This window comes from Pseudomonas sp. B14(2022) (assembly GCF_012030485.1).
GTDB lineage: Bacteria > Pseudomonadota > Gammaproteobacteria > Pseudomonadales > Pseudomonadaceae > Aquipseudomonas.
The window spans coordinates 168631-194910 of record NZ_JAAUVM010000002.1 but is presented as its reverse complement, the minus strand read 5'-3'; the positions used below and the strand labels follow the sequence as shown (position 1 = coordinate 194910).

28 protein-coding genes are annotated in these 26280 nt (G+C 62.2%); 10 read left to right on the top strand and 18 right to left on the bottom strand.

Annotation, left to right across the window (positions count from 1 at the left end):
* Nucleotides 1-5: 5 nt before the first annotated feature.
* The 3 genes from HCF10_RS04350 to HCF10_RS04340 form a co-directional block, all read right to left on the bottom strand.
* Nucleotides 6-956: a PDR/VanB family oxidoreductase gene (locus tag HCF10_RS04350; RefSeq protein WP_131698863.1), complete on the bottom strand. Its 951-nt coding sequence runs from the start codon at nt 954-956 to the stop codon at nt 6-8.
* Nucleotides 957-985: 29 nt separating this feature from the next.
* Complete coding sequence (locus HCF10_RS04345; RefSeq protein WP_131698862.1) at nt 986-2047, bottom strand: aromatic ring-hydroxylating oxygenase subunit alpha; 1062 nt, start codon at nt 2045-2047, stop codon at nt 986-988.
* Between the two features lie 137 nt (nt 2048-2184).
* Entirely contained in the window at nt 2185-3672 is a 1488-nt protein-coding gene (locus tag HCF10_RS04340; protein ID WP_167654953.1) for an aldehyde dehydrogenase family protein, read from the bottom strand.
* Between the two features lie 263 nt (nt 3673-3935).
* Here HCF10_RS04340 and HCF10_RS04335 point away from each other — a divergent pair, with 263 nt between their 5' ends.
* The 3 genes from HCF10_RS04335 to HCF10_RS04325 are packed head-to-tail and all read left to right on the top strand — an operon-like array spanning nt 3936 to nt 6241.
* Nucleotides 3936-5105 (top strand): p-hydroxyphenylacetate 3-hydroxylase oxygenase component, encoded by a 1170-nt coding sequence (locus HCF10_RS04335; protein ID WP_131698860.1) that lies wholly within the window; start codon nt 3936-3938, stop codon nt 5103-5105.
* Nucleotides 5106-5161: 56 nt separating this feature from the next.
* Nucleotides 5162-6094, top strand: a complete 933-nt coding sequence (locus tag HCF10_RS04330; protein WP_167654952.1) for a p-hydroxyphenylacetate 3-hydroxylase reductase component — start codon at nt 5162-5164, stop codon at nt 6092-6094.
* 24 nt (nt 6095-6118) lie between these two features.
* On the top strand, nt 6119-6241 hold the full coding sequence (locus HCF10_RS04325) for a methyl-accepting chemotaxis protein (RefSeq protein WP_131698858.1): 123 nt from the start codon (nt 6119-6121) through the stop codon (nt 6239-6241).
* A 6-nt stretch (nt 6242-6247) separates the two neighbouring features.
* Here the strand turns inward: HCF10_RS04325 and HCF10_RS04320 are convergent, their stop codons facing one another.
* Nucleotides 6248-7576: a hypothetical protein gene (locus tag HCF10_RS04320; protein WP_131698857.1), complete on the bottom strand. Its 1329-nt coding sequence runs from the start codon at nt 7574-7576 to the stop codon at nt 6248-6250.
* Nucleotides 7577-7867: 291 nt separating this feature from the next.
* Here HCF10_RS04320 and HCF10_RS04315 point away from each other — a divergent pair, with 291 nt between their 5' ends.
* The 4 genes from HCF10_RS04315 (at nt 7868) to HCF10_RS04300 (ending at nt 11674) form a co-directional block, all read left to right on the top strand.
* Nucleotides 7868-9367 carry an APC family permease gene (locus tag HCF10_RS04315; RefSeq protein ID WP_167654951.1) on the top strand — a complete coding sequence of 500 codons (1500 nt, stop codon included), beginning with the start codon at nt 7868-7870 and terminating at the stop codon, nt 9365-9367.
* Complete coding sequence (locus HCF10_RS04310) at nt 9312-9932, top strand: DUF3156 family protein (protein ID WP_131698855.1); 621 nt, start codon at nt 9312-9314, stop codon at nt 9930-9932. Before HCF10_RS04315 ends, HCF10_RS04310 begins: the two co-directional genes overlap by 56 nt.
* Nucleotides 9933-10048: 116 nt before the next feature.
* The gene (gene feaR / locus HCF10_RS04305; protein WP_131698854.1) at nt 10049-11011 is read left to right on the top strand and encodes a transcriptional regulator FeaR; all 963 of its coding nucleotides are present in this window, start codon (nt 10049-10051) and stop codon (nt 11009-11011) included.
* 15 nt (nt 11012-11026) lie between these two features.
* Nucleotides 11027-11674 (top strand): TetR/AcrR family transcriptional regulator, encoded by a 648-nt coding sequence (locus tag HCF10_RS04300; protein ID WP_131698853.1) that lies wholly within the window; start codon nt 11027-11029, stop codon nt 11672-11674.
* 6 nt (nt 11675-11680) lie between these two features.
* On the opposite strand, the gene HCF10_RS04295 is transcribed toward HCF10_RS04300, so the two are convergent.
* The 6 genes from HCF10_RS04295 to HCF10_RS04270 form a co-directional block, all read right to left on the bottom strand.
* On the bottom strand, nt 11681-12451 hold the full coding sequence (locus HCF10_RS04295) for an SDR family oxidoreductase (RefSeq protein WP_145337162.1): 771 nt from the start codon (nt 12449-12451) through the stop codon (nt 11681-11683).
* Complete coding sequence (locus HCF10_RS04290) at nt 12444-13244, bottom strand: SDR family NAD(P)-dependent oxidoreductase (RefSeq protein ID WP_131698851.1); 801 nt, start codon at nt 13242-13244, stop codon at nt 12444-12446. Before HCF10_RS04290 ends, HCF10_RS04295 begins: the two co-directional genes overlap by 8 nt.
* Complete coding sequence (locus HCF10_RS04285; RefSeq protein WP_167654950.1) at nt 13237-14058, bottom strand: molybdenum cofactor biosynthesis F family protein; 822 nt, start codon at nt 14056-14058, stop codon at nt 13237-13239. The genes HCF10_RS04290 and HCF10_RS04285 overlap by 8 nt, the downstream gene beginning before the upstream one ends.
* Nucleotides 14059-14144: 86 nt before the next feature.
* Complete coding sequence (locus HCF10_RS04280; protein ID WP_053139668.1) at nt 14145-14804, bottom strand: response regulator transcription factor; 660 nt, start codon at nt 14802-14804, stop codon at nt 14145-14147.
* Between the two features lie 57 nt (nt 14805-14861).
* A complete protein-coding gene (locus tag HCF10_RS04275; RefSeq protein WP_131698849.1) occupies nt 14862-15227 on the bottom strand; it encodes a cupin domain-containing protein in 366 nt (121 codons plus the stop codon).
* Between the two features lie 31 nt (nt 15228-15258).
* Nucleotides 15259-16557, bottom strand: a complete 1299-nt coding sequence (locus HCF10_RS04270; protein ID WP_145337165.1) for an NAD(P)/FAD-dependent oxidoreductase — start codon at nt 16555-16557, stop codon at nt 15259-15261.
* Nucleotides 16558-16796: 239 nt separating this feature from the next.
* Here HCF10_RS04270 and hpaR (HCF10_RS04265) point away from each other — a divergent pair, with 239 nt between their 5' ends.
* Complete coding sequence (hpaR, locus tag HCF10_RS04265) at nt 16797-17219, top strand: homoprotocatechuate degradation operon regulator HpaR (RefSeq protein WP_053139663.1); 423 nt, start codon at nt 16797-16799, stop codon at nt 17217-17219.
* 79 nt (nt 17220-17298) lie between these two features.
* Here the strand turns inward: hpaR (HCF10_RS04265) and hpaI are convergent, their stop codons facing one another.
* Genes hpaI through HCF10_RS04225 form a run of 8 tightly spaced genes read right to left on the bottom strand, consistent with a single transcriptional unit; the run spans nt 17299 to nt 24535 of the window.
* Complete coding sequence (hpaI, locus tag HCF10_RS04260; RefSeq protein ID WP_167654949.1) at nt 17299-18102, bottom strand: 4-hydroxy-2-oxoheptanedioate aldolase; 804 nt, start codon at nt 18100-18102, stop codon at nt 17299-17301.
* A 13-nt stretch (nt 18103-18115) separates the two neighbouring features.
* Entirely contained in the window at nt 18116-18919 is an 804-nt protein-coding gene (hpaH, locus tag HCF10_RS04255) for a 2-oxo-hept-4-ene-1,7-dioate hydratase (RefSeq protein ID WP_053139661.1), read from the bottom strand.
* 12 nt (nt 18920-18931) lie between these two features.
* A complete protein-coding gene (locus HCF10_RS04250) occupies nt 18932-20236 on the bottom strand; it encodes an MFS transporter (RefSeq protein WP_167654948.1) in 1305 nt (434 codons plus the stop codon).
* A 51-nt stretch (nt 20237-20287) separates the two neighbouring features.
* On the bottom strand, nt 20288-20680 hold the full coding sequence (locus HCF10_RS04245) for a 5-carboxymethyl-2-hydroxymuconate Delta-isomerase (protein WP_131698845.1): 393 nt from the start codon (nt 20678-20680) through the stop codon (nt 20288-20290).
* Between the two features lie 45 nt (nt 20681-20725).
* Nucleotides 20726-21583, bottom strand: coding sequence for a 3,4-dihydroxyphenylacetate 2,3-dioxygenase (gene hpaD, locus HCF10_RS04240; protein WP_167654947.1), 858 nt, complete (start codon nt 21581-21583; stop codon nt 20726-20728).
* 50 nt (nt 21584-21633) lie between these two features.
* Nucleotides 21634-23094: a 5-carboxymethyl-2-hydroxymuconate semialdehyde dehydrogenase gene (gene hpaE / locus HCF10_RS04235; RefSeq protein ID WP_167654946.1), complete on the bottom strand. Its 1461-nt coding sequence runs from the start codon at nt 23092-23094 to the stop codon at nt 21634-21636.
* A 5-nt stretch (nt 23095-23099) separates the two neighbouring features.
* Nucleotides 23100-23870, bottom strand: a complete 771-nt coding sequence (locus tag HCF10_RS04230; protein WP_092488325.1) for a fumarylacetoacetate hydrolase family protein — start codon at nt 23868-23870, stop codon at nt 23100-23102.
* Nucleotides 23867-24535: a fumarylacetoacetate hydrolase family protein gene (locus HCF10_RS04225; RefSeq protein WP_053139649.1), complete on the bottom strand. Its 669-nt coding sequence runs from the start codon at nt 24533-24535 to the stop codon at nt 23867-23869. Before HCF10_RS04225 ends, HCF10_RS04230 begins: the two co-directional genes overlap by 4 nt.
* Before the next feature lie 179 nt (nt 24536-24714).
* Between HCF10_RS04225 and hpaA the strand changes: the two genes are divergently transcribed.
* Both hpaA and hpaR (HCF10_RS04215) read left to right on the top strand, forming a co-directional pair.
* Nucleotides 24715-25620 (top strand): 4-hydroxyphenylacetate catabolism regulatory protein HpaA, encoded by a 906-nt coding sequence (gene hpaA / locus HCF10_RS04220; protein ID WP_131698843.1) that lies wholly within the window; start codon nt 24715-24717, stop codon nt 25618-25620.
* 183 nt (nt 25621-25803) lie between these two features.
* A complete protein-coding gene (gene hpaR, locus HCF10_RS04215; RefSeq protein ID WP_074845908.1) occupies nt 25804-26226 on the top strand; it encodes a homoprotocatechuate degradation operon regulator HpaR in 423 nt (140 codons plus the stop codon).
* Nucleotides 26227-26280 lie beyond the last annotated feature (54 nt).

The following is a 26280-nucleotide window of genomic DNA, read 5'->3' as shown; positions in this document are numbered from 1 at the left end:
ACGCTTCAGATATCGAGCACCAGCAACGGGGTCTTCGAGCGTGAGCAGCAGGGCGTGAACTGATCATTCAGCGCCTGTTCCTGCTCGGTGAGGAACAGGTCGCGGTGCTCCGGTATGCCCTCCAGCACACGGGTCAGGCAGGTGCCGCAAATCCCCTGTTCGCAGGACACGGCAATCTCGATGCCATGGCTTTCCAGGACCTGGACCACGGTCTTGTCGGCGGGGATTTCGAAGACCTGGCCGCTGCTGCCGAGCTTCACCGAAAAGCCGCCGTCGAGGCTGCTGTCCACCGGTGCCGCGCTAAAGTATTCGCGGTGCAGGCAGTCTTCCTGCCAGCCCTGTGCGCGTGCGCTGTCGAGCACATGCTGCATGAACCCTCCAGGGCCGCAGACATACAGGTGCACGTCGTCTGCGGGCGCCGCCAGTACCTCGGCAGCATTCAAGGCTGTGTGCGGCTGCTCATCGAAATGCAGGAACACCCGCTCGGCAAACGGCGACGCCTTAAGCCGTTGCACAAATGCCGCACGCTCGCTGGCACGGGCGCAGTAATGCAGTTCGAAGTCGGCCCCTGCGTGGGCCAGGCGTTCGGCCATGCACAGGATCGGGGTGATGCCGATGCCACCGGCAAACAGCAGGCTGCGGCGCGCGTCGTGGGCCAGGGGAAACAGGTTGCGCGGCTCACTGATCGTCAGGCGCGTGCCCTCGTGAACCTGCTCGTGCAAGCTGCGCGAACCACCCCGTGAGGCCGGGTCCTTGAGCACGCCGATCAGGTAGCGATGACGTTCTTCGGGGTGATTGCACAGGGAATATTGCCGGATCACCCCATCGGGCAGGTGCACGTCAATGTGCGCACCGGCACTGAAGGCCGGCAGCGGCTGGCCATCGACACTGGCCAGTTCATAGCTGCAAATATCCTGGGCTTCGTTGTTACGGGATACCACCACCACATCGATCATGTTCAGTCCTCGCAAAGTTGTCGCGCTGTTCAGGCGGTGGTGGTGGCGATCAGTTGCGATTCGGCGGCGCGTTCCCTGGCAATCAGTCGCTCCAGGATCTTGCGCGACTGCACGCCGCCCGCGTCGATATTCAACTTGAGCAGGTTGCGCTGCGGGTGGGCCAGCAGGTTCTGTTGCTGGCGTTCGAGCATCTCCAGGTCTTCGCTGAAAATCTTGCCTTGGCCCTCGCGAATGCTCGCGGTGAGCGCCTCATCGTGGGGGTTGAAGTTGCGCGCCATGCCCCAGAAGTACCAGATCGAGGTCTCGGTTTGCGGGGTGATGAAGTCGACCACGATGCTTGAGGCCTTGTGTTCGGGGGCGGCGTTATAGCCACCTTTGCCGGCGTGGGCCACGCCGACTTCGATCAATACATGGCTGGGCGGGGTGAAGCGGCAGATCTGCCAGCGGTCCACCGGCACGTCATCGGCGAGGTTATTACCGCGCAGGGCCATGCGCCAGAACGGCGGGGCCATGATGTTTTCCATGTGCCGGGCAGTGACGACTTCATCGCCGTCCACCGTGGTCACGGGCGGCGCTTCGTCGATTTCCTTCTGGCCGATACTGGAGGCGTGCACGTAGGTTTCGTGGGTCAGGTCCATCAGGTTGTCGATCATCAGGCGGTAGTCGCACTGGATATCAAACAGCCCGCCGCCATAGGCCCACTGGTCACTCTCAGCCCATTCCAGATGGTGGATCAGCGCCGGGTCGGCCTGGGCCTGATCGCCGGGCCACACCCAGATGAAGCCGTAGCGTTCAACCGCGGCAAAGGTCTTGTTGCACGGAAAGCCACGCACCCGCTGGCCGGGCATTTCCACGGTCTTGCCATCGCCGCCCATGACCAGGCCGTGGTAGCCGCAGACCAGGTTGCCGTTCTCGACATAACCCAGCGAGAGTGGCGCACCGCGATGGGGGCAGAAGTCCTCGACCGCCACCACGGCGCCTTCCTGGCCACGATAAAACACCATCTTCTCGCCGCAGATCTGTCGACCCAGGGGCTTGTGCGCGATTTCATCGGGGGTGCAGGCGACATACCACGTGTTCTTTGGGTACATGATGACTCTCCAGGCGGCGGATTGTTTTTATTTAATGGATCCATTAAATGGCTGGCCTGATGGAGAGTCAATCTGTTGTGGTTGCTTTATTGGGCGATTATCGGACACTTACATATCAATGGATCCACTGGTTGGATTTAGTAGCGAATCATCACTGACTTCAACTCGGTGTAATCCTCGATGAAGGCGCTGCCGAACTCCCGGCCTATCCCCGAGGATTTGTTGCCGCCAAACGGCACCGCCGGGTCCAGCATCGTGTGCATGTTCACCCACACCGTGCCGGCCTCGATGGCGGGCACCATGCGCAAGGCTTTGCTGAGGTCGTTGGTCCACAGGCTGGCGCTCAAGCCGTAGGGGGTGTTGTTCATCAAGGCCAGCAGTTCCTCTTCGCTGTCGTACGGTAAGAATGTGGCAATGGGGCCGAAGGTCTCCTCGTTGAGCAGGGTGTCGTTGACGCTGTTGGCGAGGATGATCGTCGGCTCGACGTAACAGCCCGGACGGTCGATCAGGTTGCCACCGTGAATGATGCGGTTGTTTTCGGCGCGGGCTTTGGCGAAGAACTCGCCGAGTTTGAGTTGGTGCTGGCGGTTGGTTACGGGGCCGAATTCGGTGCGCTCGTCCAGGGGCGAGCCGATGTTCAGCGTGCTCAGGCGCTGGGCCAGTTTGTCCATGACCGTTTCGATCTGCGAACGATGCACAAAGAAGCGTTCGGCAGCGGCGCAGATTTGCCCGGAGTGCAAAAAGCCCGCTTCGATGATGCCGTTGACGGCCTTGTCCAGGTCCACATCGGGCAGGAACCCGGCCGAGTTCTTGCCGCCCAGCTCAAGGGTGGCGCGGGTCAGCCCGGCGCCCATGGCACTCTGGCCCACCGCAATGCCGGTCGGCACGGAGCCGGTGAACGACACCTTGTCGGTGCCGGCGTGTTCAATCAGGCCTTTGCCGACGCTGCCGCCGCCGGTCAAGACGTTCAGCGCACCGGCGGGAAGGCCGGCGTCAATCGCCAGTTCGGCGATGCGCAGGATGGTCAGTGGCGTGAACTCGCTGGGCTTGATGATGATGCTGCAACCGGTCACCAGCGCCGAAGCGAGTTTCCAGATGGCGATCATGGTCGAGAAATTCCACGGCACGATGCCGACCACCACTCCGACCGGCTCGCGCAGGGTGAACGCGGTGTAGCGCTCGCCGGCGAAGGAGGGCAGCGACGGAGTGATGGTCTGGCCGCTGATCTTGGTGGCCCAGCCCGCGTAGTAACGCAGGAAATGTGCGGCCTGGTCGACTTCGAAAGCACGGGAAATCTGGATGATCTTGCCCGACTGGCAGGTTTCGAGCTGTGCCAGTTCTTCGCGGTGTTGCTCCAGCAGATCGGCCAGCTTGAGCAGTACATTGCCGCGCACCGCCGGTGCGACCTGCGACCACTGCTTGAAGCCTCGGCTCGCCGACGCCACAGCCGCGTCAATGTCGGCCGGGTCGGCGGCGGCGACGTCGGCAATGACCTGGCCGGTCGCCGGATTGATCACCTCCAACCGCTGACTGGAATGGCTCTCGACGTAGCCACCGTCGATGAACAACGTATGGTTTCGACGGAGGAAGGCTTCAACCTGGGGCAGCAGTGGAATATCGCTCATGGGGTTTTTCCTGGTGGCAGACATTGAAAAGCCCGAGGTTAATCGCAGTGGCCGGAACGGGCTTGACTGTGGCTGCCCAGTGGCATGTCTGTGGCTGCCAGCGCCTGTGCACGACGGATCAGCCTGAGCCTTTGAAAAGTACAATCTTGACTCTGGAAGGTGCATGTCCTGCCAGGAAGGCACGCTCCATACTGGCCCTGCATCCGGCGCCACGCCTTGATTTCTGGCGCTGCCCGGACATCCAATAATAAGCAGGGCCATCCATGAAAAAGCCAAACCCGCTCCTTGAAGACCTCAAGTCCATCCTGCCGACCATCGCCGCCAATGCCTTCGTGGCCGAGCAGGACCGCCAGGTGCCCGCCGAGAATATTGCGCTGCTCAAGAGCATCGGCATGCACCGTGTGTTTCAGCCGAAAGTGTTCGGCGGCATGGAGTTGTCGCTGCCGCAGTTTGCCGACTGCATCGCCTTGCTCGCCGGGGCCTGCGCCAGCACGGCCTGGGCCATGAGCCTGTTGTGTACCCACAGCCATCAATTGGCACTGTTCTCGGCCCAACTGCAGCAGGAGGTCTGGGGCGCTGACCCTGATGCCACTGCGAGCAGCAGCATCGCGCCGTTCGGGCGCACCGAGGAAGTCGAGGGCGGCGTGCTGTTCAGCGGAGAAATGGGCTGGAGCAGCGGCTGTGATCACGCCGATTGGGCGATCGTGGGTTTCCGCCGCAACAACCCCCAGGGCACCCAGGATTACTGCTTCGCGGTGCTGCCGCGCAGTGACTACCAGATCCGCGATGACTGGTTTGCCGCCGGCATGAAGGGCAGCGGCACCAAGACCTTGATCATCGACAAGGCCTGGGTGCCGGAACACCGCATCCAGAAAGCCAAGGACATGATGGAAGGCAAGTCCGCCGGCTTTGGGCTGTACCCCGACAGCAAGATTTTCTATTCACCGTACCGGCCTTACTTTGCCAGTGGCTTTTCCACCGTCAGCCTGGGCGTCGCCGAGCGGATGCTCGAGGTGTTCCGCGAAAAGACCAAGACCCGCGTGCGCGCCTATACCGGGGCGGCGGTCGGTGCCGCGACCCCGGCGTTGATGCGCCTGGCCGAGTCGACTCACCAGGTGGCCGCCGCGCGCGCCTTCCTCGAAAAAACCTGGAACGAACACGCCGAACACAGTGAGCAGCAGCGCTACCCAAGCCGCGAGACCCTGGCGTTCTGGCGCACCAACCAGGCCTACGCGACCAAGATGTGCATCCAGGCGGTGGACCGTCTGTTCGAGGCCGCCGGCGGCAACGCCTGGTTCGAGCACAACGAGATGCAGCGCTTGTTCCGCGACTCGCACATGACCGGCGCCCATGCCTACACCGACTACGACGTCTGTGCACAGATCCTCGGCCGCGAGTTGATGGGCCTGGAACCCGATCCGAGCATGATCTGAACGCGCTTTTGAAAACAACAATCAGGGCTGCGCCTGACGCAGCCCGGGAGTCTTGCATGTCTGAATCGACCTTCGACGCACGCGCCTTTCGCCGGGCCCTGGGCAACTTTGCCACAGGCGTGACCGTGGTCACCGCCGCCGACGCCTCCGGCCGCAAGGTGGGCGTTACCGCCAACAGCTTCAACTCGGTGTCCCTGGACCCACCGCTGGTGCTGTGGAGCATCGACAAACGCTCCAGCAGCCACGGGGTATTCGAGGAGGCCAGCCACTTCGCGGTCAACGTGCTGGCGGCGGACCAGATCGACCTCTCGAACAATTTTGCCCGGCCCAGGGACGACCGCTTCGCCGAGATCGCCTATGAACCGGGGGAGGGCGGGGCGCCGGTGTTCGCCGATTGTTCGGCACGTTTTCACTGTGAAAAATACCAGCAGGTGGACGGCGGTGATCACTGGATCATGATCGGCAAGGTGGTGGCCTTCGACGATTTCGGTCGCTCGCCGCTGCTGTACCATCAGGGCGCCTACTCCATGGTCCTGCCCCATACGCGGATGACCAAGCGTGACGAAAGCCAACCGCCGAGCAGCCACTTCCAGGGGCGCCTGAGCCATAACCTGTATTACCTGATGACCCAGGCGGTACGCGCCTACCAGTCCAGCTACCAGCCCCGGCAACTGTCTACCGGCCTGCGCACCAACGAGGCACGGATGCTGATGGTGCTGGAGAACGACGCCCGCCTGAGCGCCAGCGACCTGCTGCGGGAGGTGGCGATGCCGGTGCGGGAAATCGACGACGCGGTGGCCAACCTCAAGCGCAAGGGGCTGGTCGACGACGATGAACACGGCGTACGCCTGACCGCTGCGGGTATCGAACAGACCGAAGACCTCTGGGCCATTGCACGGGAACAGCAGGACAAGGTGTTCGCCGAGTTCAGCCAGGACCAGATCGAAACCTTCAAGACGGTGTTGAAGCGACTGATCAGCCACTGCTGATTGCCTGAATCAAGGATGAACACCATGCCGGTGGTGGCCGATGAGGTGCGCAAGCTGGCGGAAAACATCCGTCAGGCAACCCATCAGATCCAGACGATGCTGCATCAGCACGAACGCTGGGAGGGAGCTGCGTTACGCAGCTCCTGAGGCCGGTCAGAAGGGCACGGCCACGGTCAGCTGGCTGTAGAGGTTGGTGCCGTTGCCACCCACCTGGTTGCCGCCGGTGTCGGCAGCCTTCTTGGGTTGGTAGATGCCCACCAGCGGGCTGATGATCAGGTGGCTGTTGACCGCCCATTCGGCGTACAGGTCAAGCTCCCGGGCGTCGAGGTTCAGCGCGTCGTGTTTGCGCAGGGTATTGAAGTCGAAGTACAGCGCGCCGACCGTCAGGTTCTCCAGGGGTGTCGCCTTGAGACCGACGTGATGGATGCCGGTATTGCTGTTGAACGGGCCGGCATAGTTGGAGGCAACTTCACCTTGGAACCAGGTGCCGTAGCCGGTGCTGAGCCCGGTGAACAGCGGATCCCATTTTTGCGAGTAGCGCGTGTAGCGGTAGGTCACTTTCGGCGACCAACCGATATCGGCAAAGGTGTAGCCGGCCTCGGCGTACCAGGCTTTTTCCGGCCCCGCGTCTTTGTCTTGCCAGGCGTATTCGAAGGCGAAGCTGGCATTGTCGATACCGGCGCTGCCTTCGCCGCGCACGCTGTAAGTGTCCAGGCCCTCACGCTGTTTCTGGAAGTCGCTGGCCCACTGGTCGGTGACGTTCATGCCGTGGACCCAGGTCAAGCCCAGCGTGCCGGCGGCGGCCGTGTAGTCGAGGGTGCCCGCCGCCAGTTCGGTTTCAGCCTGGGCGCGGTTGTCCGACTTGAGCCACAGCACCGAACCGTGCAGGCCCTCTTGCCCGCCCAGGCGCAGCACCGCAGTGCGGTCGAACGCGTGGCGTGCCGCCAGGTAATAGGCGCCGCCACGGTTCAGCGCACCGTCAGCCGGGCCTTTGCCCAGGTTGGGGCCGTCGTCGTTGATCAGGAAACCCCGGCCGATCTTGACCACCTGGCGCCCGACGGAAAAATCCACACCGTCCTTGCCCAGCGCCGGGAACAGGTCGGCCGAGCGCCATCCCAGGTAGGCGTCTTCGATTTTGGTGGTGCGTTCGCTGCCATCGGTGTTGCCCGCCGCGTCGCCATCGCCCCAGGTGCCGGAGCTGACCCAATTGAGCGCGCCATACGCGGTGCCGTGCCCGGCCAGGCCCTGGTCGCCGCTCACCCCGTACTTCATGAAACCCTCGCGCCAGGTCGAGCCGCCCGCTGTGCCGTCGTAGTTGTGACGGCTGTTGAACAGGCCGTAGACCGCCAGGAAGTCCGCATTCAAATGGGTGTCCTCGTCGGCGTACAGCTCATAGGCCTGGGCCGATGAATGGCCGATCAACAGCGCGATACCCAGGCCGACGGCCAAGGACAGCGTGCGTGGTTTCAGTGTGTGCTCCATTTTTATATTCCCCAGCATGGTTAGGTCGAGGGCGCATTAAGATGACCGCAGGCGTGGGAAGTCTTTCACCTGCGTGCCATGGAATTGATCCTGCCCGCCAAGTCGTATGCCTTGGCAGGCAGCAACAAAAGCCACGGCAGACATGGGCAAGACGATCAGCGCTCGGGAGGCGCACAGTGATTTTGCGCACGATGCCGTTTCGATCAGGGACTGGCTGGGGAGGGCTTTATCGCCAGCTCCTTGTACGGCTCGATGCATCCACTCAGAAATCCGCTTTCGAGGATCCGTACCATGTCGATCAATGACCGGCTCACACAGCATTTGAAACGCGGCAGCGTCGGGTTTCCGACCGCGCTGGCCAGCACCATTGGCCTGATCATGGCCAGCCCGGTGATTCTCACCGCAACCATGGGCTTCGGTATCGGCGGCAGCGCCTTCGCGGTGGCCATGCTGATTGCGGTGGTGATGATGCTGGCCCAGGCGACCACCTTCGCCGAGGCCGCCTCGATCCTGCCGACCACCGGCTCGGTCTACGACTACATCAATTGCGGCATGGGTCGTTTCTTTGCGATCACCGGCACGTTGTCGGCGTACCTGATCGTGCATGTGTTCGCCGGCACCGCCGAGACGATTCTGTCCGGGGTCATGGCCCTGGTGAACTTCGAACACCTCAATACCCTGGCGGAGTCTGCCGGCGGTTCCTGGTTGCTGGGGGTGGGGTTTGTCGTGGTGTTCGGCATTCTCAATGCCTTTGGCGTCAGCGCCTTCGGCAGGGCCGAGATCATCCTGACCTTCGGCATGTGGACCACGCTGATGGTGTTCGGCGTGCTCGGCCTGATCGCGGCACCGGCGGTGCAACTGGAGGGCTGGTTCGGCGTGTCGCTGGTGGGTACCGACCTGATCACCATTCTGTCGCTGGTGGGCATGGCCATGTTCATGTTCGTCGGTTGCGAGTTCGTCACCCCGTTGGCCCCGGACCTTCGCAATTCGGCCAAGGTCATGCCCAAGGCCATGATTTTCGGTTTATTGAGCGTGGCGACCTGCATGTTCATCTACGGCGCTGCGATGAAGCGCCAGGTGGAAAACGTGGTGCTGGATGCCGCCACCGGCGTGCACCTGCTCGACACGCCCATGGCGATCCCAAGGTTTGCCGAGCAGGTCATGGGGCATGTCGGCCCGCTGTGGCTGGGGATCGGTTTCCTGTTCGCCGGTGCCGCCACCATCAATACGCTGATGGCGGGCGTGCCGAGGATTCTCTACGGCATGGCGGTGGACGGCGCGTTGCCCAAGGTCTTCACTTATTTGCACCCGCGCTTCAAGACGCCGCTGCTGTGCATCCTGGTGGCGATGCTGATTCCGTGCCTGTATGCCCTGTGGTTGGGTGGCAACACCGACAACATCATGCACCTGGTGCTGGCGGCGGTGTGTGCATGGAGTTTCTCTTACCTGCTGGTGACGCTGTCGGTGGTGATCCTGCGCATTCGTCGTCCGGATCTGCCACGGGCCTATCGCTCGCCGTTCTTCCCGTTGCCACAGATTCTTTCCAGCGTCGGCATCTTGCTGGGCATGTGGTTCATTACCCCGCCGGGTATGAACCCTGCGGACATTTATGTGCCGTTCGGGGTGATGCTCGGGATCACGGCTTCATACGCGCTGTTCTGGACACTGGTGGTACAGAAGGTCAATCCATTCAAGCCGGCTTCGGTAGAAGAAGTGCTGGCCAAGGAGTTTTCCCATGAGCCTGGCAACCCTCACAACCGTTATATCGAGCAGGCTGCAAAAGCTGTCTGAGCTGTTCAGCGCCCAACGGGCCCCGTCCGGTTACCGGCCTGGGGTCACGCTTGAGTACGTGCGGCGCAACCTCGGGCTGGCGAGTTTCACCTCGACGGGGCCAGCCCAGGCAAGGTTTTGCCTGGACGACATCGGCCTTCAGGTCGACGTTGCCGAGCGCACCGAAGCGCAATTGCTGATGCACCTGGTCATGACCGAATTCATGTTCACGGTGCCCGCCTCAGAGCAGGGCAATGCGTGCTTTGAACTGCACCACAGCGGGTCGATCCGGCGCACGGGACTGGCCTGTCGGCAACGGGCTGGAGCGCCGGTTTTGCTGGCCAGGCTCCAGGCAGCCTTGAACGACGATCCCAGCCTGCATCAAGCGTTGATGGGGCTTGACTTCAAGCGCCTGCACCTCGATTTGAATGGGCAGCAATGGCACGTACGGCTTGAACACATGGGCGGCAGCGAGGTGGTCAACCGTATGCCGGCGTTCCGGCGCTACATCCCCTTGAGCGGCGCGCAGCGGGCCGGGCTGCTCACGGTACTGGCGGGTTTGCAGCGGGTATTGGGCGCGATCTGAGTTGAGGAATTGGCATCATTAGTGCTTCTACAGTCGGTATCACGGACTTGTTGCGCCTATATAGATAACATGTTAACTATTAGCCAACAAAAACAAGAAACCATTGTGGAGATGCCATGAGCACCTATCAGTCTGCGCACTATGGGTTGGAAACCTGGACTCGGGATCTGCGAGCGGCCTGCGGCCATTTCGACACGGAACTGGCCTTCAACCGTTCACTGTTCATCGGTGAGGTTTCCAAGCACTCCCGGGGCGGCCTGTCACTGGCCAACCTGCGCACCAATGCCGGCCTGATCAAACGCGAGCGGCCCAATGCCGATCACGATATGGACCAGCATTGCTTCCTCGTCAGCCAGCGCAGCGGCTATTGCCAGATCACCCAGAACGGCCAAGTCATTCAATTGGCCCCCGGCGATATGTTGCTGATGGACTCCACGGGTTCGATCGAGATCAGCCCGTTTGGCCTTATCGAACATGCCTCGCTGTCACTCTCGCGCAATGAAGTGTGCAAGCAACTGGGCAGCGCCTCGAAAACCTTCGGCAAGATCTCTTCGAGCAAGGCCTGCGGGCGCATGCTCCACGTGTTGATGGACCAGCTGTGCCGCGAGGGCCTGGAGGGTCAGGATTCGATTGAAGAGGCCGAGGCCCTGCAAGCGGCGTTTGTCTCCCTGCTCGGTTCAGCCTTTGAACTGCATGACGCCCCAGGCGACAGCACCGTGTCCTTGCAGGGCAGCAACCTGCGCAGTTATGTGCAGAAAGTCATCGACGAGTCCCTGACCCAACCCGGCCTGAGCCCGGTGGGCCTGGCCAGCCGCTTGAACATCTCGGTGCGGCATTTGTACCGCTTGTTTGAAGAGCAGGACGACAGCGTCTGCCGCTACATCCAGCGTGCGCGGCTCAAGCGCAGCGCGGACGATCTGACCAACCCCTTCCTCAAGAGCGAGTCGATTACGTCGATTGCCTACAAGTGGGGCTTCACCGATTCCGCACACTTCAGCCGCTCGTTCAAGAAGCAATTCGAGCTGTCGCCCAAGGATTTTCGTTCCACTCATCTGCAGCTAGCGGTCGGTGCGGCGTAAGGTATCCATCGATCAATGAAACCGCTCACGCTGTCGGCCCATAACATTTGCGCAGTCGCGGTCGAACACTTTGCCGCCCACGGTTACGACGCTTCATCGCTGAACGAAATCGCGGTCGGGGCGGGCATGCGCAAGGCGTCTCTGTATGCGCATTTTGTCAGCAAGAACGCGCTGTTTCAGACGGTATTCGAGATTGCCCTGGCCCATGAACACCAGTACATCGCACAGTGCTTCAAGGAAGAAGCCGCCCACACCGGCGTGCCGGGGCAATTGCACCTTGAGCGGTTGAGCGGGCGCTATGAAGGGTCGGCGCACCTGCGCTTCCTGTTGCGCACGGCGTACTTTCCGCCGGCGGAAATTCGCAGCGTCATTACGGCAGGATTTGAGGGGTACCTGGCCAGCATTCGCGAGGATTTTCAGCGTGCCGCGCAAGGGCGGTACAGGATGGTACGACCCGAGGCGCTTGAGGTGTTTTGTGACGCTTACCTGGGTATCGTCGACAGCTTGCATGTGGAGCTGATCTATTCGACGCCCCAGGGTTACGTCAAACGGCTTGCGGCGTTGTCGCGGGTGTTCAGTGATTCACTGTCGCTGCTTGAAGGGGCCGAGCGCTATTCAACGGATACACCGACCCTCCCACATTTGATCCGGTTTACAACCTGATGGAGGTCATTTCACCTCAGGTAGCGTCGACCCGCCGTCCACCACGATGGTCTGCCCGGTGATGTAGGTTGCCAGGTCGGAGGCCAGGAACAGCATCGCCCCGGCAATATCCTGAGCGGCACCCAGCCGTCCCAGCGGCACGCGGCTGGCGATGTCGGCATTGACCTGGCTGTCGCCCAGGTTGTCCATGGCCGGCGTGGCAATCATCCCTGGCTCGACGCCGTTGACGCGCACCTGGTAAGTCGCCAGCTCCAGCGCAGCATTGCGGATAAAACCGTTGACCCCGGCCTTGGACGCCGCGTAGTGACTGAGCCCGGCATAGGCGACCCGTGGCCCGGTGACCGATGAGGTGACCAGCACGCAGCCACCGCCCTGGCGTTGAAACATCGGCAAGGCGGCCTGGGTCAGCCAGAACAGGGCCGAGAGGTTCACCGCCAGCGTGCGTTCAAGAACGGCCGGGGTGATCTGCGCGAACGCTGTCAACGGAAAGTAGCCGGCGTTGTGCACCAGGATATCCAGGCGGCCCCAGTCCTGTTCTATGGCCTTGATGCCTTCGAACACCGCAGTCGCGTCGGCCAGGTCGAGCGCGATGGCCTCGACCTGGCAGCCTCGCGCACGCAGGCCTTCGGCCAATGCCTGGGCTTTTGCCTGGCGCAGGTCTGCGATCATTACGCGGGCGCCACGCCAGGCGAATGCCTCGACGATGGCCTGGCCGATGCCCTGGGCGCCGCCGGTGACCAGCACGGTCTTGCCGCTGAAATCCAAGTCTTCAGGCATGTGCACGCTCCATATGGACGTAAGCCAGTGTGGGCACATCGACGATGCTCGAACCGCCATCGGCGACCACGTTGGCGCCGGTGATGATCGCGGCATCCGGGCTGGCCAGGAAGCGGCACACCTTGGCGATTTCCTCGGCGCTGGCGGGACGCCGCAACGGCACGTCGGCGCACACGCGGGCATAGGCCTGCTGCAGGGTGTCACCATGGAAGCTCATCAGCGGCTGCATTTCCTCGTCGGCCATCGGCGTGGTAACCCACCCCGGGCACACCGCGTTCACCCGCACGCCGCGTGGGCCGTAATCCCGCGCCAGCGAACGGTTGAGCCCGAGCAACGCATGCTTGGCGGTGGTGTAGCCGCACACGTCGGGGCCTGCGGCCAGCGAGGCGATGGAGCCGAGCAGCACGATATTGCCAGCGCTTTCGATCAGTAGCGGCAGGCAGGCGCGGGCGCTGTAGAACGCGCTGTCCAGGTTGCTGCGCAAGGCCGCCTCCCAGGTGTGTGGGCTGGTCTGGGTGGCGCTGCCCACGCCATGCCCGCCGGCGCAGGCCAGCAGCACATCGAGGCGACCGTAGCGCTCACCAATCTGCGCGACTAAACCCTCCCAGGTGGTCGGGCAGGCTGCATCGCCGACCAGCACCAGGCCGCCGGTGTCCTGCGCAACCTGCTCCAGCGGCTCGCGGCGACGGCCGATGAGCACCAGGTTGGCCCCTTCGGCGGCGTACAAGCGCGCGCAGGCGGCACCGATGCCCGTGCCGGCACCGGTGATGACAACGGTGCGTGGATCAGGCATCGGGATACTCCGTGCGGTTGAGCACTTGGCAGTAGGAGCTGACCGGAAAGTTCGACAGCTCATCGAACGACGCACCGGCATAGCCGAAGATCTTGCCATCGCTGCGGTGCTGTTGCAGGTCGATCAGCACCAAGCCGAGGGTCGGTATGATCTTTTCGCGCCAGACGAACAGGTACAACTGATCGGCGATCTTGTAGTAGTGGCAGCGATCGGTATCGCACAGGCCTTGCTCCACGCCCTTGAGGCATTGCCAGGCATAGAACTGATCGTTCAGGTAGATGTGCTCGTAGACTTCGCTGGGGCTGTAGCGATACAGGTTGCGCAGGCCGGTCAGTTCCTGGGTGGGCGCGTGCGGGCATTGGCCGGGCTGCCAGGCTTGATCCAGGCTGCCGTGCAGGAAGTCCACGTCAACCGAAGTCAGGGCCTTGCCGGCCAGGGCGCGGTTGTAGAGGCCTTGCTCGGTTTGTTCGCGGTCCGGCATGCGCCCGATCACCGCGGTGAACGACGACGTGGTGGTGTCCAGCACCAGGCTGATCGACCAGGCCTGGCCGGCTTCATGCTTGATGAAGTCGACCAGGTACAGGCCCGGGCGTACCGAGGTGGCGCGGTAGGCTGCCGAACCGCTGGAGTGACCGTCGGCGGCGTGCCAGTGCAACTGCTCGGTGTCGAATCGATGCTCGATCTGCCAGCCGTTGGCGAAGTGCAGGGTGAAGGCCTTGCCGTTGAGGTCGGCAAGGTTGGGCAGGATAAATGCGTCGGGGGCAAAACCGTCGGCGAGGGCGCCTACGGTGATCCAGTCGGATGTAGTGGTCATTGCATGGCTCCGGGTTGAGGGAATGGATACCCCGGATCATGCGGTTGGCAACCTGGCTCGCCTATCAACCAAAGGGTTGAGGCGGCTTAAAGAAACAGCGCGGCGACCAGTTCGGTACGGCTGCTCACACCGGTTTTGCGAAACAGGTGGATCAAGTGCGTCTTGATGGTCGGCAGGCCGACGTCCAGCTCCAGGGCCAGTTGCTTGTTGCTCGCGCCCTGACGTAATAACCAGGCAATCTGCCGCTCTTTGGGCGTGAGACCGGCCAGCGCATCGTCGCAGGGCTGCATATTGGCTACGGCCATTTGCAGCAACGCCTGCAAGGCATTGAGCTGAGCCAACTGGTCGATGGTGAACACCCCTTGCTCCGCCGTGCGCAGCAAGGAGATGGCCGCCTGGGGCTGGTCGGCGCGATGGGCGACGATCTCCACCACATCGACCACACCGTAGCGCTGCAGGAAGTCTTGATAGCGGCGACTGTCACGCAGCGGCTGGCGGGCCATGGCAAAACCCAGCGGCACCACCGCCAGCCCGCTGGACAGGCAATTGCGCGGTTGCAACGGGTCGAATTGGCGGTAGTTGTCCAGGTAGTCGCGGTGCATCTCACCGCTCATGCCTTGCAGCCTGAAATCGCGGGCTTGCAGCTGGCGGTCGACACAATAGAACGCTGCCTGGCTGGCGGGCACCAGTTGAGTGAAAGCCTGCAGGCAATGGCCGGCGACTTCCTGAGCGGGGATGGCATGCATGGTCAGTCACCTGCGCCGGAACAAACGCTGCCGGCCGAAGCCGGCAGAGGGGAGCGATCAGACTACCGCGAAATAGTGTTTCACAAAACTCTCGCTCACCACCTCCCACAGCACCGGCGTGCCCTTGGTTACGAACCAGCTGTCGCCGGCCTTGTAGCGGGCGCTCTGGCCAGTACTCTCGTCGGTCAGCACCACTTCACCGGTGACCACCGTAGCTTGTTCGGCGAACGGGTAGACCATCCGGAACTTGCCTTGGGTAGTGCCGAAATAGGCGCTGCTGACGGCGTCGGTCGGTGCGCCGAAGGTCATTTTGCCAAAGGCTTTGACTTCACCTTCGAGGATCTCGGAACCGAGATCGGCAACGGTGCCCCAGGCATCGAGGTCCGATAATTGGATGTCTTTCTTCAGGGTGGTAACGGGCATGGCAGTTCTCCTGTGAATGAAACAGCGGGGCTCAACGGCGACCGTTGAAGTAGCCCGAAAGTTGATGAAGGCTTTTGCCGGCCGTGAGCAGCAGCGGGCGGATATGGTCCTTGCCCAGGATCTGCGCATGCTTGACCGCGCTGATCAGGTCGTAGCGCGACGAGCCTTCGCTCATGCCCTCGGCCAGGACCTTGCAGATGATGTGGCTGGGCGTGACCCCGAAGCCGGCGTAGCCCTGCACATAAAAGGCATTCGGGCGCCCGCTGAGCGTGCCGATCTGCGGGAACAGGTTGGCCCCGGTCGCCATCGGCCCGCCCCACGCCAGGTCGATCTTCACGTCCTTGAGGTAGGGGAAAATCTTCAGCATCAGGTTGCGGTTCCAGGCTTTGAGGTCCAGCGGGATGTGCTCGACGAAAGGCGTGGCGGCACCGAACAGCAAGCGGTTTTCGTTGGTGACCCGGTAGTAGTCGATCACCGGGCGAATATCGCTGTAGGCGCCGCGTATCGGGCTGATGCGGTTGATCATCTCGTCCGACAACGGCTCGGTCATCAACTGGAAGGCATAGGTATTGACGGTGGTCTTGTGCAGTTCCGGTTCCAGCTTGTTGAGAAAACTGTCGCAGGCCCACAGCAACTTGGAGGCTTTGACCGAGCCTCGGCCGGTGCGCACGGTGATGCGTTCGCCATAACTGACTTCCAGCGCCGGGCTGTGCTCAAAGATGCGCACACCGTGGCCGGCCAGGGCCTTGGCTTCGCCCAGCAGCAGGTTCAGCGAGTGCACGTGCCCGCCGCCCATGTGCAGCAGCGCGCTGGTATAGGCGTCTGAACCAATGATCTGCTTGACCTCGGACCCCGCCATAAAGCGGATTTCGTCCTGGGTGTTGATCGACTTGAAGTCCTTCTCCCAGGCGCGCAGGGTTTTTTCCTGGCGGGCGTTGAAGCCCATGTAGCCGTAGCCGTGGCAGAAGTCGGCGTCGATCGCGTACTTGGCGATGCGATCCTTGATGATGCCGGCGCCCAGCTCGCTGATTTCAAAGATCTGGCGCAGGCCTTCGTCGCCGACTTGTTGCTTGATCTTCTCCAGGTCATGGCCGATCCCTGCCATGATCTGCCCGCCATTGCGGCCCGTACCGCCGAAGCCCAGGTAGCGCGCTTCGAGCACCACAATATTGGTGATGCCTTTTTCGGCGAGTTCCAGTGCGGTGTTGATGCCGGAGAAACCGCCGCCAATCACCACCACATCGGCTTCCACGTCCTGTTCGAGGGAGGGGAAGCTGAGGTTGTATTTCTTGGTTGCCGAGTAGTAGGTCGGCGTTTCGATATTGATCATGGCGCAGCCTGGAAAAGTGAAGGGAAACTCACTGCAGAGCCGACAAGAAGCTCTGTGCCTGTTGGGGTGTATTAAGTGCCTTCCGAGCGGTAGGTGTCTTGATTCTGTGTGCCGCCGCTCTTGACCGTGGCTGCCAATAATCAACCCTGAATCCGGCCGCGCGGTAAAGCCGCACACGGGGAACAATTGCCAATGCTAGAATGTTGTTAATCTGTTAACTAATTGCGACGCCACCCCCCATGTCCAAACCGCGCCAATCCCTGACCCTCACTTTGCTCCATGCGCGTGAAGCCGCCATGGGGTTTTTTCGTCCTTCGCTCAATCAACACGGGTTGACCGAGCAGCAATGGCGGGTCATTCGGATCTTGAACCAGCACGATGAGCTTGAGATCAACCGGTTGGCCGAGCTGGCGTGCATCCTCAAGCCGAGCATGACCGGGGTGCTGGTGCGTATGGAAGCGGCGGGCATGGTGGAGCGGCGCAAGGCGCAACAGGATCAACGCCGCGTGCTGGTGCGGCTGGCCGAGAAGGGCCAAGCCTGTTTCGACTCGATGAGCCAGAGCATGGAAGCCAATTACCAGCGCTTGCAGGCGGGGTTTGGCGAGGAGAAGTTGCAGACGTTGCTGACCTTGCTCAACGAGCTGAAAACCCTCAAGCGCTGAGCCGAGGCCGGCATGTCGGTCAGATAAGCCTGTGGCGAGCGGGCCTCCCTCGCCACAGGTCACTTTTCGTTCGCACTCCCTAATAGATAGCGCCGGCCGCGCTGGCAGGCGCCGGTGAATCCTTGAAGGCCGCCGCCAGGCTTTGCAGCCCGCGCATCAGCACGGTGGTGTCCACGCCCACCGCCACGAACGCCGCGCCCAGGTCGATGTAGCGTCGGGCCAGTGCCTGGTCGGCGCTGAGAATGCCGGCGGCTTTGCCGGCGCTGCGGATGCGCGCGATGGCGTCTTCGATTGCCGCCTGCACCTCAGGGTGGCCGGGGTTGCCGCGATGGCCCATCGAGGCGCTCAGGTCTGCCGGCCCGATAAACACACCGTCGACGCCTTCCACCGCCGCAATCGCATCCAGGTTGGCCAGGCCTTCGCGGTTTTCGATCTGCACCAGCAGGCACATCTGCTCATCGGCTTTGTCGAGGTAGCCGGCAATGCTGTTCCAGCGTGAAGCCCTGGCCAGAGCACTGCCGACACCACGTACGCCGTGGGGTGGATAGTGGATGGCTCTCACCAGTTCCCGCGCCTGTTCTGCGCTTTCCACCATGGGCACCAGCAACGTCTGCACGCCAATGTCGAGTACTTGCTTGATCAACGCGGTGTCGCCGATCACCGGGCGAATCACCGGATGGCTAGGGTAGGGCGCCACGGCCTGGAGCTGGCCGAGCATGCCGCGCAGGTCGTTGGGCGCATGTTCGCCGTCGATCAGCAGCCAATCGAAACCGGCATTGGCGGCCAGTTCCGCGCAATAGGCATCGGCCAGACCCAGCCATAGGCCGATCTGGGCTTCACCGCTGCGCAGGCGACGTTTGAAGGTGTTGATAGGCATGTCCATGGGCACTCTCCCGTTAAACGAATCGGCAGGCAATCGACCCGAGCATGTCGTAGTCGACATGGAAGGTATCGCCAGGGTTGGCCGCCACCGGGCGGGTGAAGGAGCCACCCAGGATGATTTGCCCGGGTTGCAGGGTGACGTCATAGGCGGCCAGTTTATTCGCGAGCCAGGCCACGCCCTTGGCCGGGTGATTGAGCACGGCGGCGGAGACGCCGGACTCTTCGATCACGCCATTGCGGTAGAGCACCGCCGGCACCTTGCGCAAGTCGATCTCGGTGGGGCGCACGGCCCGCCCGCCCATGACCACGCCGGCGTTGGCGGCGTTGTCGGAGATGGTGTCGAACACCTTGCGGGTCGCCTTGGTGTGCGGGTCGACCTGCTGGATGCGCGCATCGATGATCTCCAGCGCCGGGATTACCCATTCGGTGGCGTCGAGCACATCGAACACCGTCACGTTCGGCCCCTTGAGCGGTTTGCCCAGGATAAATGCCAGCTCCACCTCGACGCGCGGCACGATAAAGCGCTCGAAGGGGATGTCGGTGCCTTCATCGAAGAACATGTCATCGAGCAACGCGCCGTAATCCGGCTCGGTGATGTTGGACGAGACCTGCATGGCCCGGGAGGTCAGGCCGATCTTGTGGCCGACCAGCTTGCGCCCGTCCTTGATTTTTTGCGCGACCCAGGCGCGCTGGATGGCATAGGCGTCGTCGAGGGTGATCGCCGGGTGATCGAGGGAAAACTGGCGCACCTGCTCGCGTGAACGTTCGGCCTGGTCGAGGCGCGCGGCGGCTTGCAAAATGAGTGATTGATCAAGCATGGCAAGAGTCTCTTATTGAGGGTTGACGATGGCCGCTCGGGTGCGCAGCACCAGCAAGCCACCGAGAGCAATGAGCAGCGCCAGGACGTACAGGGCCAGGCTGGCGCTCTGGGTGGTGTCGCGCATCCAGCCGATCAGGTAGGGCGCGAAGAACGACGCGATGCTGCCGAACGAACTGATCAGGGCGATCCCGGCGGCTTGGGTGCTGTTGGACAGGAACGCCGGGGGCAATTGCCAGAACATCGGCAACGCCGCGCTGGCGCCCATGCCGGCGAGAATCAAGCCGCCCAGCACCACGGTCGGGTTGGCGGGGGCGAGCCCGGCGATGGCAATACCGGCGGCCGACATCAGCAAGGGCACGCACAGGTGCCAGCGGCGTTCACGCTGGCGGTCGGACGAGCGCCCACAGCCAATCATGAAGAAACACCCGGCCAGGTACGGCACCGCACTGAGCAGGCCGACCTTGCCGTCGCTGCCGATGCCGGCGCCATGGATCAGCGTCGGCATCCAGAACGCCAGGGTGTTGACCGCCAGCATCACCGCGAAGTACACCGCCACCAGCAGCCACACCTGCGGGTTGCTGAGAATCGCCGAAAACGAGGTGATCGATTTGCGGTGTTCTTCCCGGTGCAGTTGCTCGCGCAGTTGTTGCTTCTGTTCCGGCGCCAGCCACTTGACCGTCTCGAAGCTGTCCGGCAAGCACTTGAGCACCACCAGCCCGAGAAGAATCACGGGGGCGCCTTCGATGACGAACATCCATTGCCAGCCGCGCAGGCCGCCCAGGTCGTGAAAGTGTTCAAGGATGCCGCCGGAAAGCGGACCACCGATTACCCCGGCCATCGGCACTGCGATGGCAAACAGGGCGGTAACCTGAGCGCGACGGCCGGCCGGGTACCAGCGGTTTAGAAACACCAGGATGCCCGGGAAGAAACCGGCCTCGGCCACCCCCAGCAAAAAGCGCAGCACATAGAAACCCATGGCGCTGTCGATCAGGAACATGCAGGTCGACAGCACGCCCCACACCACCATCAGCGTGGCAATCCAACGCCTGGGGCCCACTCGGTCCAGGGCCATGTTGCTGGGCACGCCGAACAGCGCGTAGGCCACGAAGAACAGGCCGGCGCCGAAGCCATAGACGGTGTCGCTGAAGTTCAAGTCCGCGCTCATCTGCATCTTGGCGAAGCCGATGTTGATGCGATCGAGATGGGCGAAGAGGTAGCAGATCAGCAACAACGGCATCAGCCGCCAGGTGATGGTGCTGTGAGTACGGTCGCGTGCGACCTGGCCGAGGTTGTCGGCGGTATGGGCTGTGCTCATGGTTTTATACTTTTTATCTGAGAGGCCGAGGGTGTGAACGGGCAGGGTGTCTTAACCGACCTGCGCCTTGAGGAACGCATGCACGTTGTTCTGCTTGAAGTTGAGTTGCTCGTGCAGTTCGATCATTTCAAACGACAAGGCCAGCAGGCGCTGGGCCTGAAGATCGGCGAAGTGCTGGGTGATGACCTCGAACAGGCGCTCGGCGACGTGCTGCCGTGTCGCCAGGTCGCGGCCATGGCCGACCTTCAACGTCATGTGCACGAAGGCGTAGTCATGCTTGCCGTCGGCCATGCGCCAGGTGTCCAGGCGCACGCCACGGCTGCGGATGCCGCCCAGGGGAAACACGCCGCTGTCGCCCAGGCTGGCGTGGACTTTTTCGAACAGGCCCGGCAGGTCTGCCTGCTGTTCGATGTTGTCGGTGTATTCAGCGATGAAGTGGGGCATGAACGGCTCCTTCAGGCCGCGCGGGGATGCCGCGCGGCCATGCGGTCAAACAGGGAAAATGGCGTTGATCTGCCCGGTGCCCGAGCTACCGAAAGGCGCGGTGATGATCTCGGCCGGCTTGTCGTAGTCCGGCCCGCCGAGCAAACCCAGGAGCATGGCGGTGTCGTGCATCTTGCCTTCGCCAAAGCAATGCTCGGCGTAGTCCGGGAGCATGGCGCAGAACTCTTTCCAGCGGCCCTGGCGCCACAGTTCCACCACATGCAGGTCGACCTGTTTGTCGAACTCGCGCGTCCAGTTATGGATATTGGCTTCGGCATTGCGGTCGTCGGAGAAACGGTGCGACAGCGACCCCGAGGCCAGCACCACGACTTTGCGGTCGCTCTTCTCGATGGCCCGGCGCACGGCGGCGCCGAAGGTGAAGCTGTCTTGCAGGCGATGCCAGGCACACCAGGCGGCAATCGAAACGACTTTGAATGTCTGCTCGTCCGGTACGCCCATGTGCATGTAGCGCATCGGTACCAGGGTGCCGTATTCCAGTTCCAGGCTCGGGATGTTGTGGGCCAGGGTGCGCACGTCGGCGGCGTTGGCCTCGGCGGCGATCAGCTCGCCCAGCTCCGGGCAGCCGGGGTATTCGTACGCCATGTTCTTGATGAAGTGCGGCAGTTCGTTACTGGTGTAGATGCCTTTGAAGTGCTCTCCGCTGTTGACGTGATAGGCGCTGTTGACCAGCCAGTGCACGTCGAACACTACGGCGGTATCGGCGCCCAGCTCGCGGGCGCGCCGACCGATTTCCTTGTGCCCGGCAATCGCCGCTTCGCGGCAGCCGTGGTGCTTGCCAGGCAGCTCCGACAAATACATCGAGGGTACGTGGCAGATTTTCGCCGCCAGGACGACTTCGCCCATGATGATTCTCCTGAAATTGTTGTTGTTTTCTTAGGGGCTTCGGGTGTTGCTCAGACGCCCCAGCGTGGAATGTGATGGCTGCCCATCGAGATGCACACGTTCTTGATCTCGGCGAACACCTCGAAGCTGTACTGGCCGCCTTCACGGCCGGTGCCGGAGCCCTTCACGCCGCCGAATGGCTGGCGCAAGTCCCGCACGTTCTGGCTGTTGATGAACACCATGCCGGCTTCGATGCCGTAAGCCAGACGATGCGCCTTGCCGATATCCTGGGTCCAGATGTACGACGCCAGGCCGTACTCGGTATCGTTGGCCAGTTGCAGCGCTTCGGCTTCGTCCTTGAAGGGGATCAAGCACACCACCGGGCCAAAGATCTCTTCCTGGGCGATGCGCATATTGTTGTTCACGTCAGCGAACACCGTGGGCTGGATGAACTGGCCTTTGCTCAAGTGCGCCGCGAGGTTGGCCGGGCGCTCCAGGCCACCGGCGAGGAGGGTGGCGCCTTCTTCGAGACCGATCTTGATGTAGCCGGTGACCTTGTCGTAGTGGGCCTGGGTGATCATCGAGCCGACCTGGGTTTTCGGGTCTTGCGGGTCGCCGACGATCAGGCGTTTGGCGCGCGCGGCGAACTCGGCGACGAACTGCGGGTACACGCTTTCCTGGATAAAGATCCGGCTGCCGGCGGTGCAGCGTTCGCCGTTGAGCGAGAAGATGGTGAACAGCGCGGCGTCGAGGGCACGTTCCAGGTCGGCGTCTTCGAAGATCAGCACCGGCGACTTGCCGCCCAGTTCCATGGAGTACTTCTTCAGCCCGGCGGTCTGCATGATTTTCTTGCCGGTGGCGGTGCCGCCGGTGAATGAAATCGCGCGGACATCGGGGTGGCGCACCAGGGCGTCACCGGCAGTCGCGCCGTAACCCTGGATGACGTTGAGCACGCCTTTTGGAATCCCGGCCTCCACCGCCAGGCGCCCCAGTTCGTTAGCGGTCAGCGGCGACAGCTCGGACATTTTCAGCACGGCGGTATTGCCCAGGGCCAGGCACGGCGCGGTCTTCCAGGTGGCCGTCATGAACGGCACGTTCCACGGCGAGACCAGCGCGCAGACACCCACCGGCTGGTACAGGGTGTAGTTGAGCATCTGGTTATCGACCGGGTAGCTGTGGCCGTCCATGCGCGTGCAGACTTCGGCGAAAAAGTCGAAGTTGTGCGAGGCGCGGGGAATCAATACGTTTTTGGTCTGGTGGATCGGCAGGCCGGTGTCGAGGGTTTCCAGTTCGGCCAGGTGCGGCACGTTCTGTTCGATCAGTTCACCTAGCTTGCGCATCAAGCGCGCACGTTCCTTGGCCGGGGTGCCGGCCCATTTCGGGAAGGCTTCCTTGGCAGCGGCCACGGCTTGCGCGACTTCCTCGGCACCGCCGCTGGCCACTTCGCCGATGGCTTCGCCGGTGGCCGGGTTGTAGTTGACGAACACGTCTTTGCTTTCGACCTCACGGCCGTTGATCCAATGTTTGATCATGCTGCTCAAGCCTCTTTACGGGCGCTGAAGAACGCCGCTTCGCTGACAATTCGGTTCACCAGGCGGCCTACGCCTTCGACTTCCACAATCACTTCATCGCCAGGCACGACGTCCGCCAGGCCTTCGGGCGTGCCGGTGGCGATCATGTCGCCGGGTTGCAAGGTCATGAAGCTGGACAGGTATTCGATCAGGTAGGGAATGTCGAAAATCATGTCCTGGGTGCTGCCTTCCTGGCGCAGCTCGCCGTTGATCCAGGTGCGCAGTTTCAGGTTGCCTGGGTCCGGCACATCGGCTACATCGACGATCCACGGGCCGACAGGCGTGGTGGCGTCGCGGTTTTTCACGCGCAGGTTGGGCCGGTAGTAATTTTCCAGGTAGTCGCGAATGGCGTAGTCGTTGCACACGGTGTAGCCCGCCAGGTAATCCAGGGCGTCTTCGCGCTTGACGTTGCGCGCCGGCTTGCCGATGACGGCCACCAGTTCGCACTCGTAGTGCATGTAGGCGACGTTATCCGGGCGCCAGGTCACCTGGTTGTGGCCGGTGTACGTGCCCACGGACTTTATGAAGGCCAGCGGTTCGGTCGGCGGCTTGAAAGCCAGTTCAGCGGCGTGGTCGGCATAGTTCAGGCCCAGGGCGAACATGCTGCCGGTCGCCGGTGGCAGCCATTGCACCTGGTCTTCGGCCAGCAGGCGGCCGTCAGCCAGGCGTACGGCGTTTTCAGCTTCGACCTGTACCGAATGGACTTCACCTTCAAAGCGAATACGGGCGTGTTTCATGAGAGCTCCTCCGCCTTGATGTGATTGACCAGGCGGCCCAGGCCACTGATCTCGACCTCCACGGTGTCGCCAGGCTGCACATCCACCCGGCCTTCGGGAGTGCCGGTTATCAGCACATCGCCCGCGTGCAGGGTCATGAATTCGCTGATCTCGGCGATCAGCAATGGAATGTTGCGCACGAAGTTGGCCGTGGTGTTTTGCTGGCGAATCTCGCCGTTGACGTACAGGGTGATCGCGAGATTGTGCGGGTTCGAGACCTGCGCCGTGGGTATCAGCTCGGGCCCGATGGCGCAGAAACCATCGCGGCATTTGGCTTTGACGGCGGGGCGGTAGTAGCTGTCTTCCGGCAGGCTGAACTCATTGACGAGGGTGTAGCCAGCCACGTAATCGAGGGCTTCGGCCGGGCTGACGCGGCTGGCGCTCTTGCCCATCACCACCCCCAATGCCGGCCCAGGCTGCAAGCGTTCGCCCTGGCCTGGATGCACCACCTCGGCGCCGTGCTGGTTGCGGGTGTTGGGCGTCTTGATGAACAGCACCGGTTTGACCGGCGGTTTCTGATACGGCGGCTGTTCGAACTCGGCGAGGCGCTGCTTGAGCAGCCCCTGGTAGTTCAGCGCGACACCGAAAAGGGTGCCAGTCGCGACGTCATGCAAGGCGCGGCTCATGCTTTCTCCTGGCAGAGCCGTGGGGGCCCTGTATTTAGTTAATGTGTTAACAGTTATAATTAAGATGTTAACTATCGTCAAGGGTGGCAGACTGTTTGTGCGGTGGTTGTGCCGCCCAAATCGGTGCAGGATGAGTGCTGCTGCACTGCAGCAATCACAATAAAAACGAGTAGCGTGCGATGAGCGACCGTCAACCCATCCCGAACATCAACATTGGCCAGGTGTACGACCAGCGCTACAGCGACGCTGAAGTCCACTACGACAAACTGGCGAACCTGGCGGATTTCTTCGGGCGCAACATGCCCGTTCACCGGCATGACCGGTTTTTCCAGGTTCACTACGTAAAAAGCGGCACCGTGCGCGTGTACCTGGACGACCAGCAATACGTCGAATCCGGGCCGATGTTCTTCCTCACGCCACCCACGGTCCCGCACTCGTTTGTGACCGAGGCCGACAGTGACGGGCACGTGCTGACGGTGCGTCAGCAGCTGGTGTGGCAACTGATCGAAGCCGACGCCAGCCTGGCACCGGCCGGTGCGCAATTGCCGGCCGCGTGTGTCGCCCTGGCGCAGTTGGAGCCGCAATACGCGGGGGATATCCGCCGCTTGGATTATCTGTTCGAGGAACTGAGCGAAGAAGTGAAAGCCCAGCGTTCCGGGCGCAGCGCGGCCCTGGACAGCCTGACGCGGTTGATCATGATCAGCCTGTTGCGGCTGTGCTCCCACTCGTTGAAAGCCACGCCCGCCAGGCACGAAGACTTGAAAATCTTCCACCGCTTCAATGAGCTGATCGAAGTGCACTATCAGCAACACTGGCCGTTGTCGCGGTATGCCCAGGGCATTGGGGTGACAGAAGCACGGCTCAACGATGTATGCCGACGTATTGCCGACTTGCCGTCCAAGCGCCTGATCCTGGAGCGCCTGATGCAGGAAGCCAAGCGCCTGCTGCTGTTTACCGGCAGCTCGGCCAACGAGATCTGCTATCAGCTGGGGTTTAAGGACCCGGCCTATTTCAGTCGTTTTTTCCAGCGTTACGCACAGCTCACGCCGGGGGAGTACCGCCAGCGCCAATCGGGGTTGCGTTGAGCCAGGCATAGGGGCTTCGCGCCTTGGTCTTGTTGATCTTGTAGGGATCATCATGCGCATCGGCGCGCCGCGACAGAATGGCTTTTACGCGGAACCGATTGTACTTTTCACAGCGCCAACGCCGCTTGCAGCCGCTGGCCGGCGACACTAAGCTGCCGACTCGCCCATTCAAGTGGTGCCGTCATGGCCAACCCCAGACCTTCGCTGACACTGACCCTGCTGCAAGCCCGTGAAGCCGCAATGGCTTTCTTCCGCCCGGCCCTGAACAAGCATGAACTGACTGAGCAACAGTGGCGGGTCATTCGCATCCTGCGCCAGCAGGGCGAACTCGAAAGCCATCAGCTCGCCCAGCAGGCCTGCATCCTCAAGCCGAGCATGACCGGTGTGCTGACCCGCCTGGAGCGCGACGGCCTGGTGCGTCGGCAGAAGTCCAGCCAGGACCAACGCCGGGTATTTGTGGGCCTCACCGAGCGCGGCCAGCAATGCTTCGTCTCCATGAGCGAGGGCATGGAAAGCAACTACCAGAAAATCGAAGAGCAGTTTGGCGCCGAGAAAATGGAGCAGTTGCTGGGCTTGCTCAATGAGCTGAAAAACATCAAGCCTTGAACGCGCCAATATTTCATTAATAGGTGAACGTATTTTCCCGTTGAAGGTATCGCG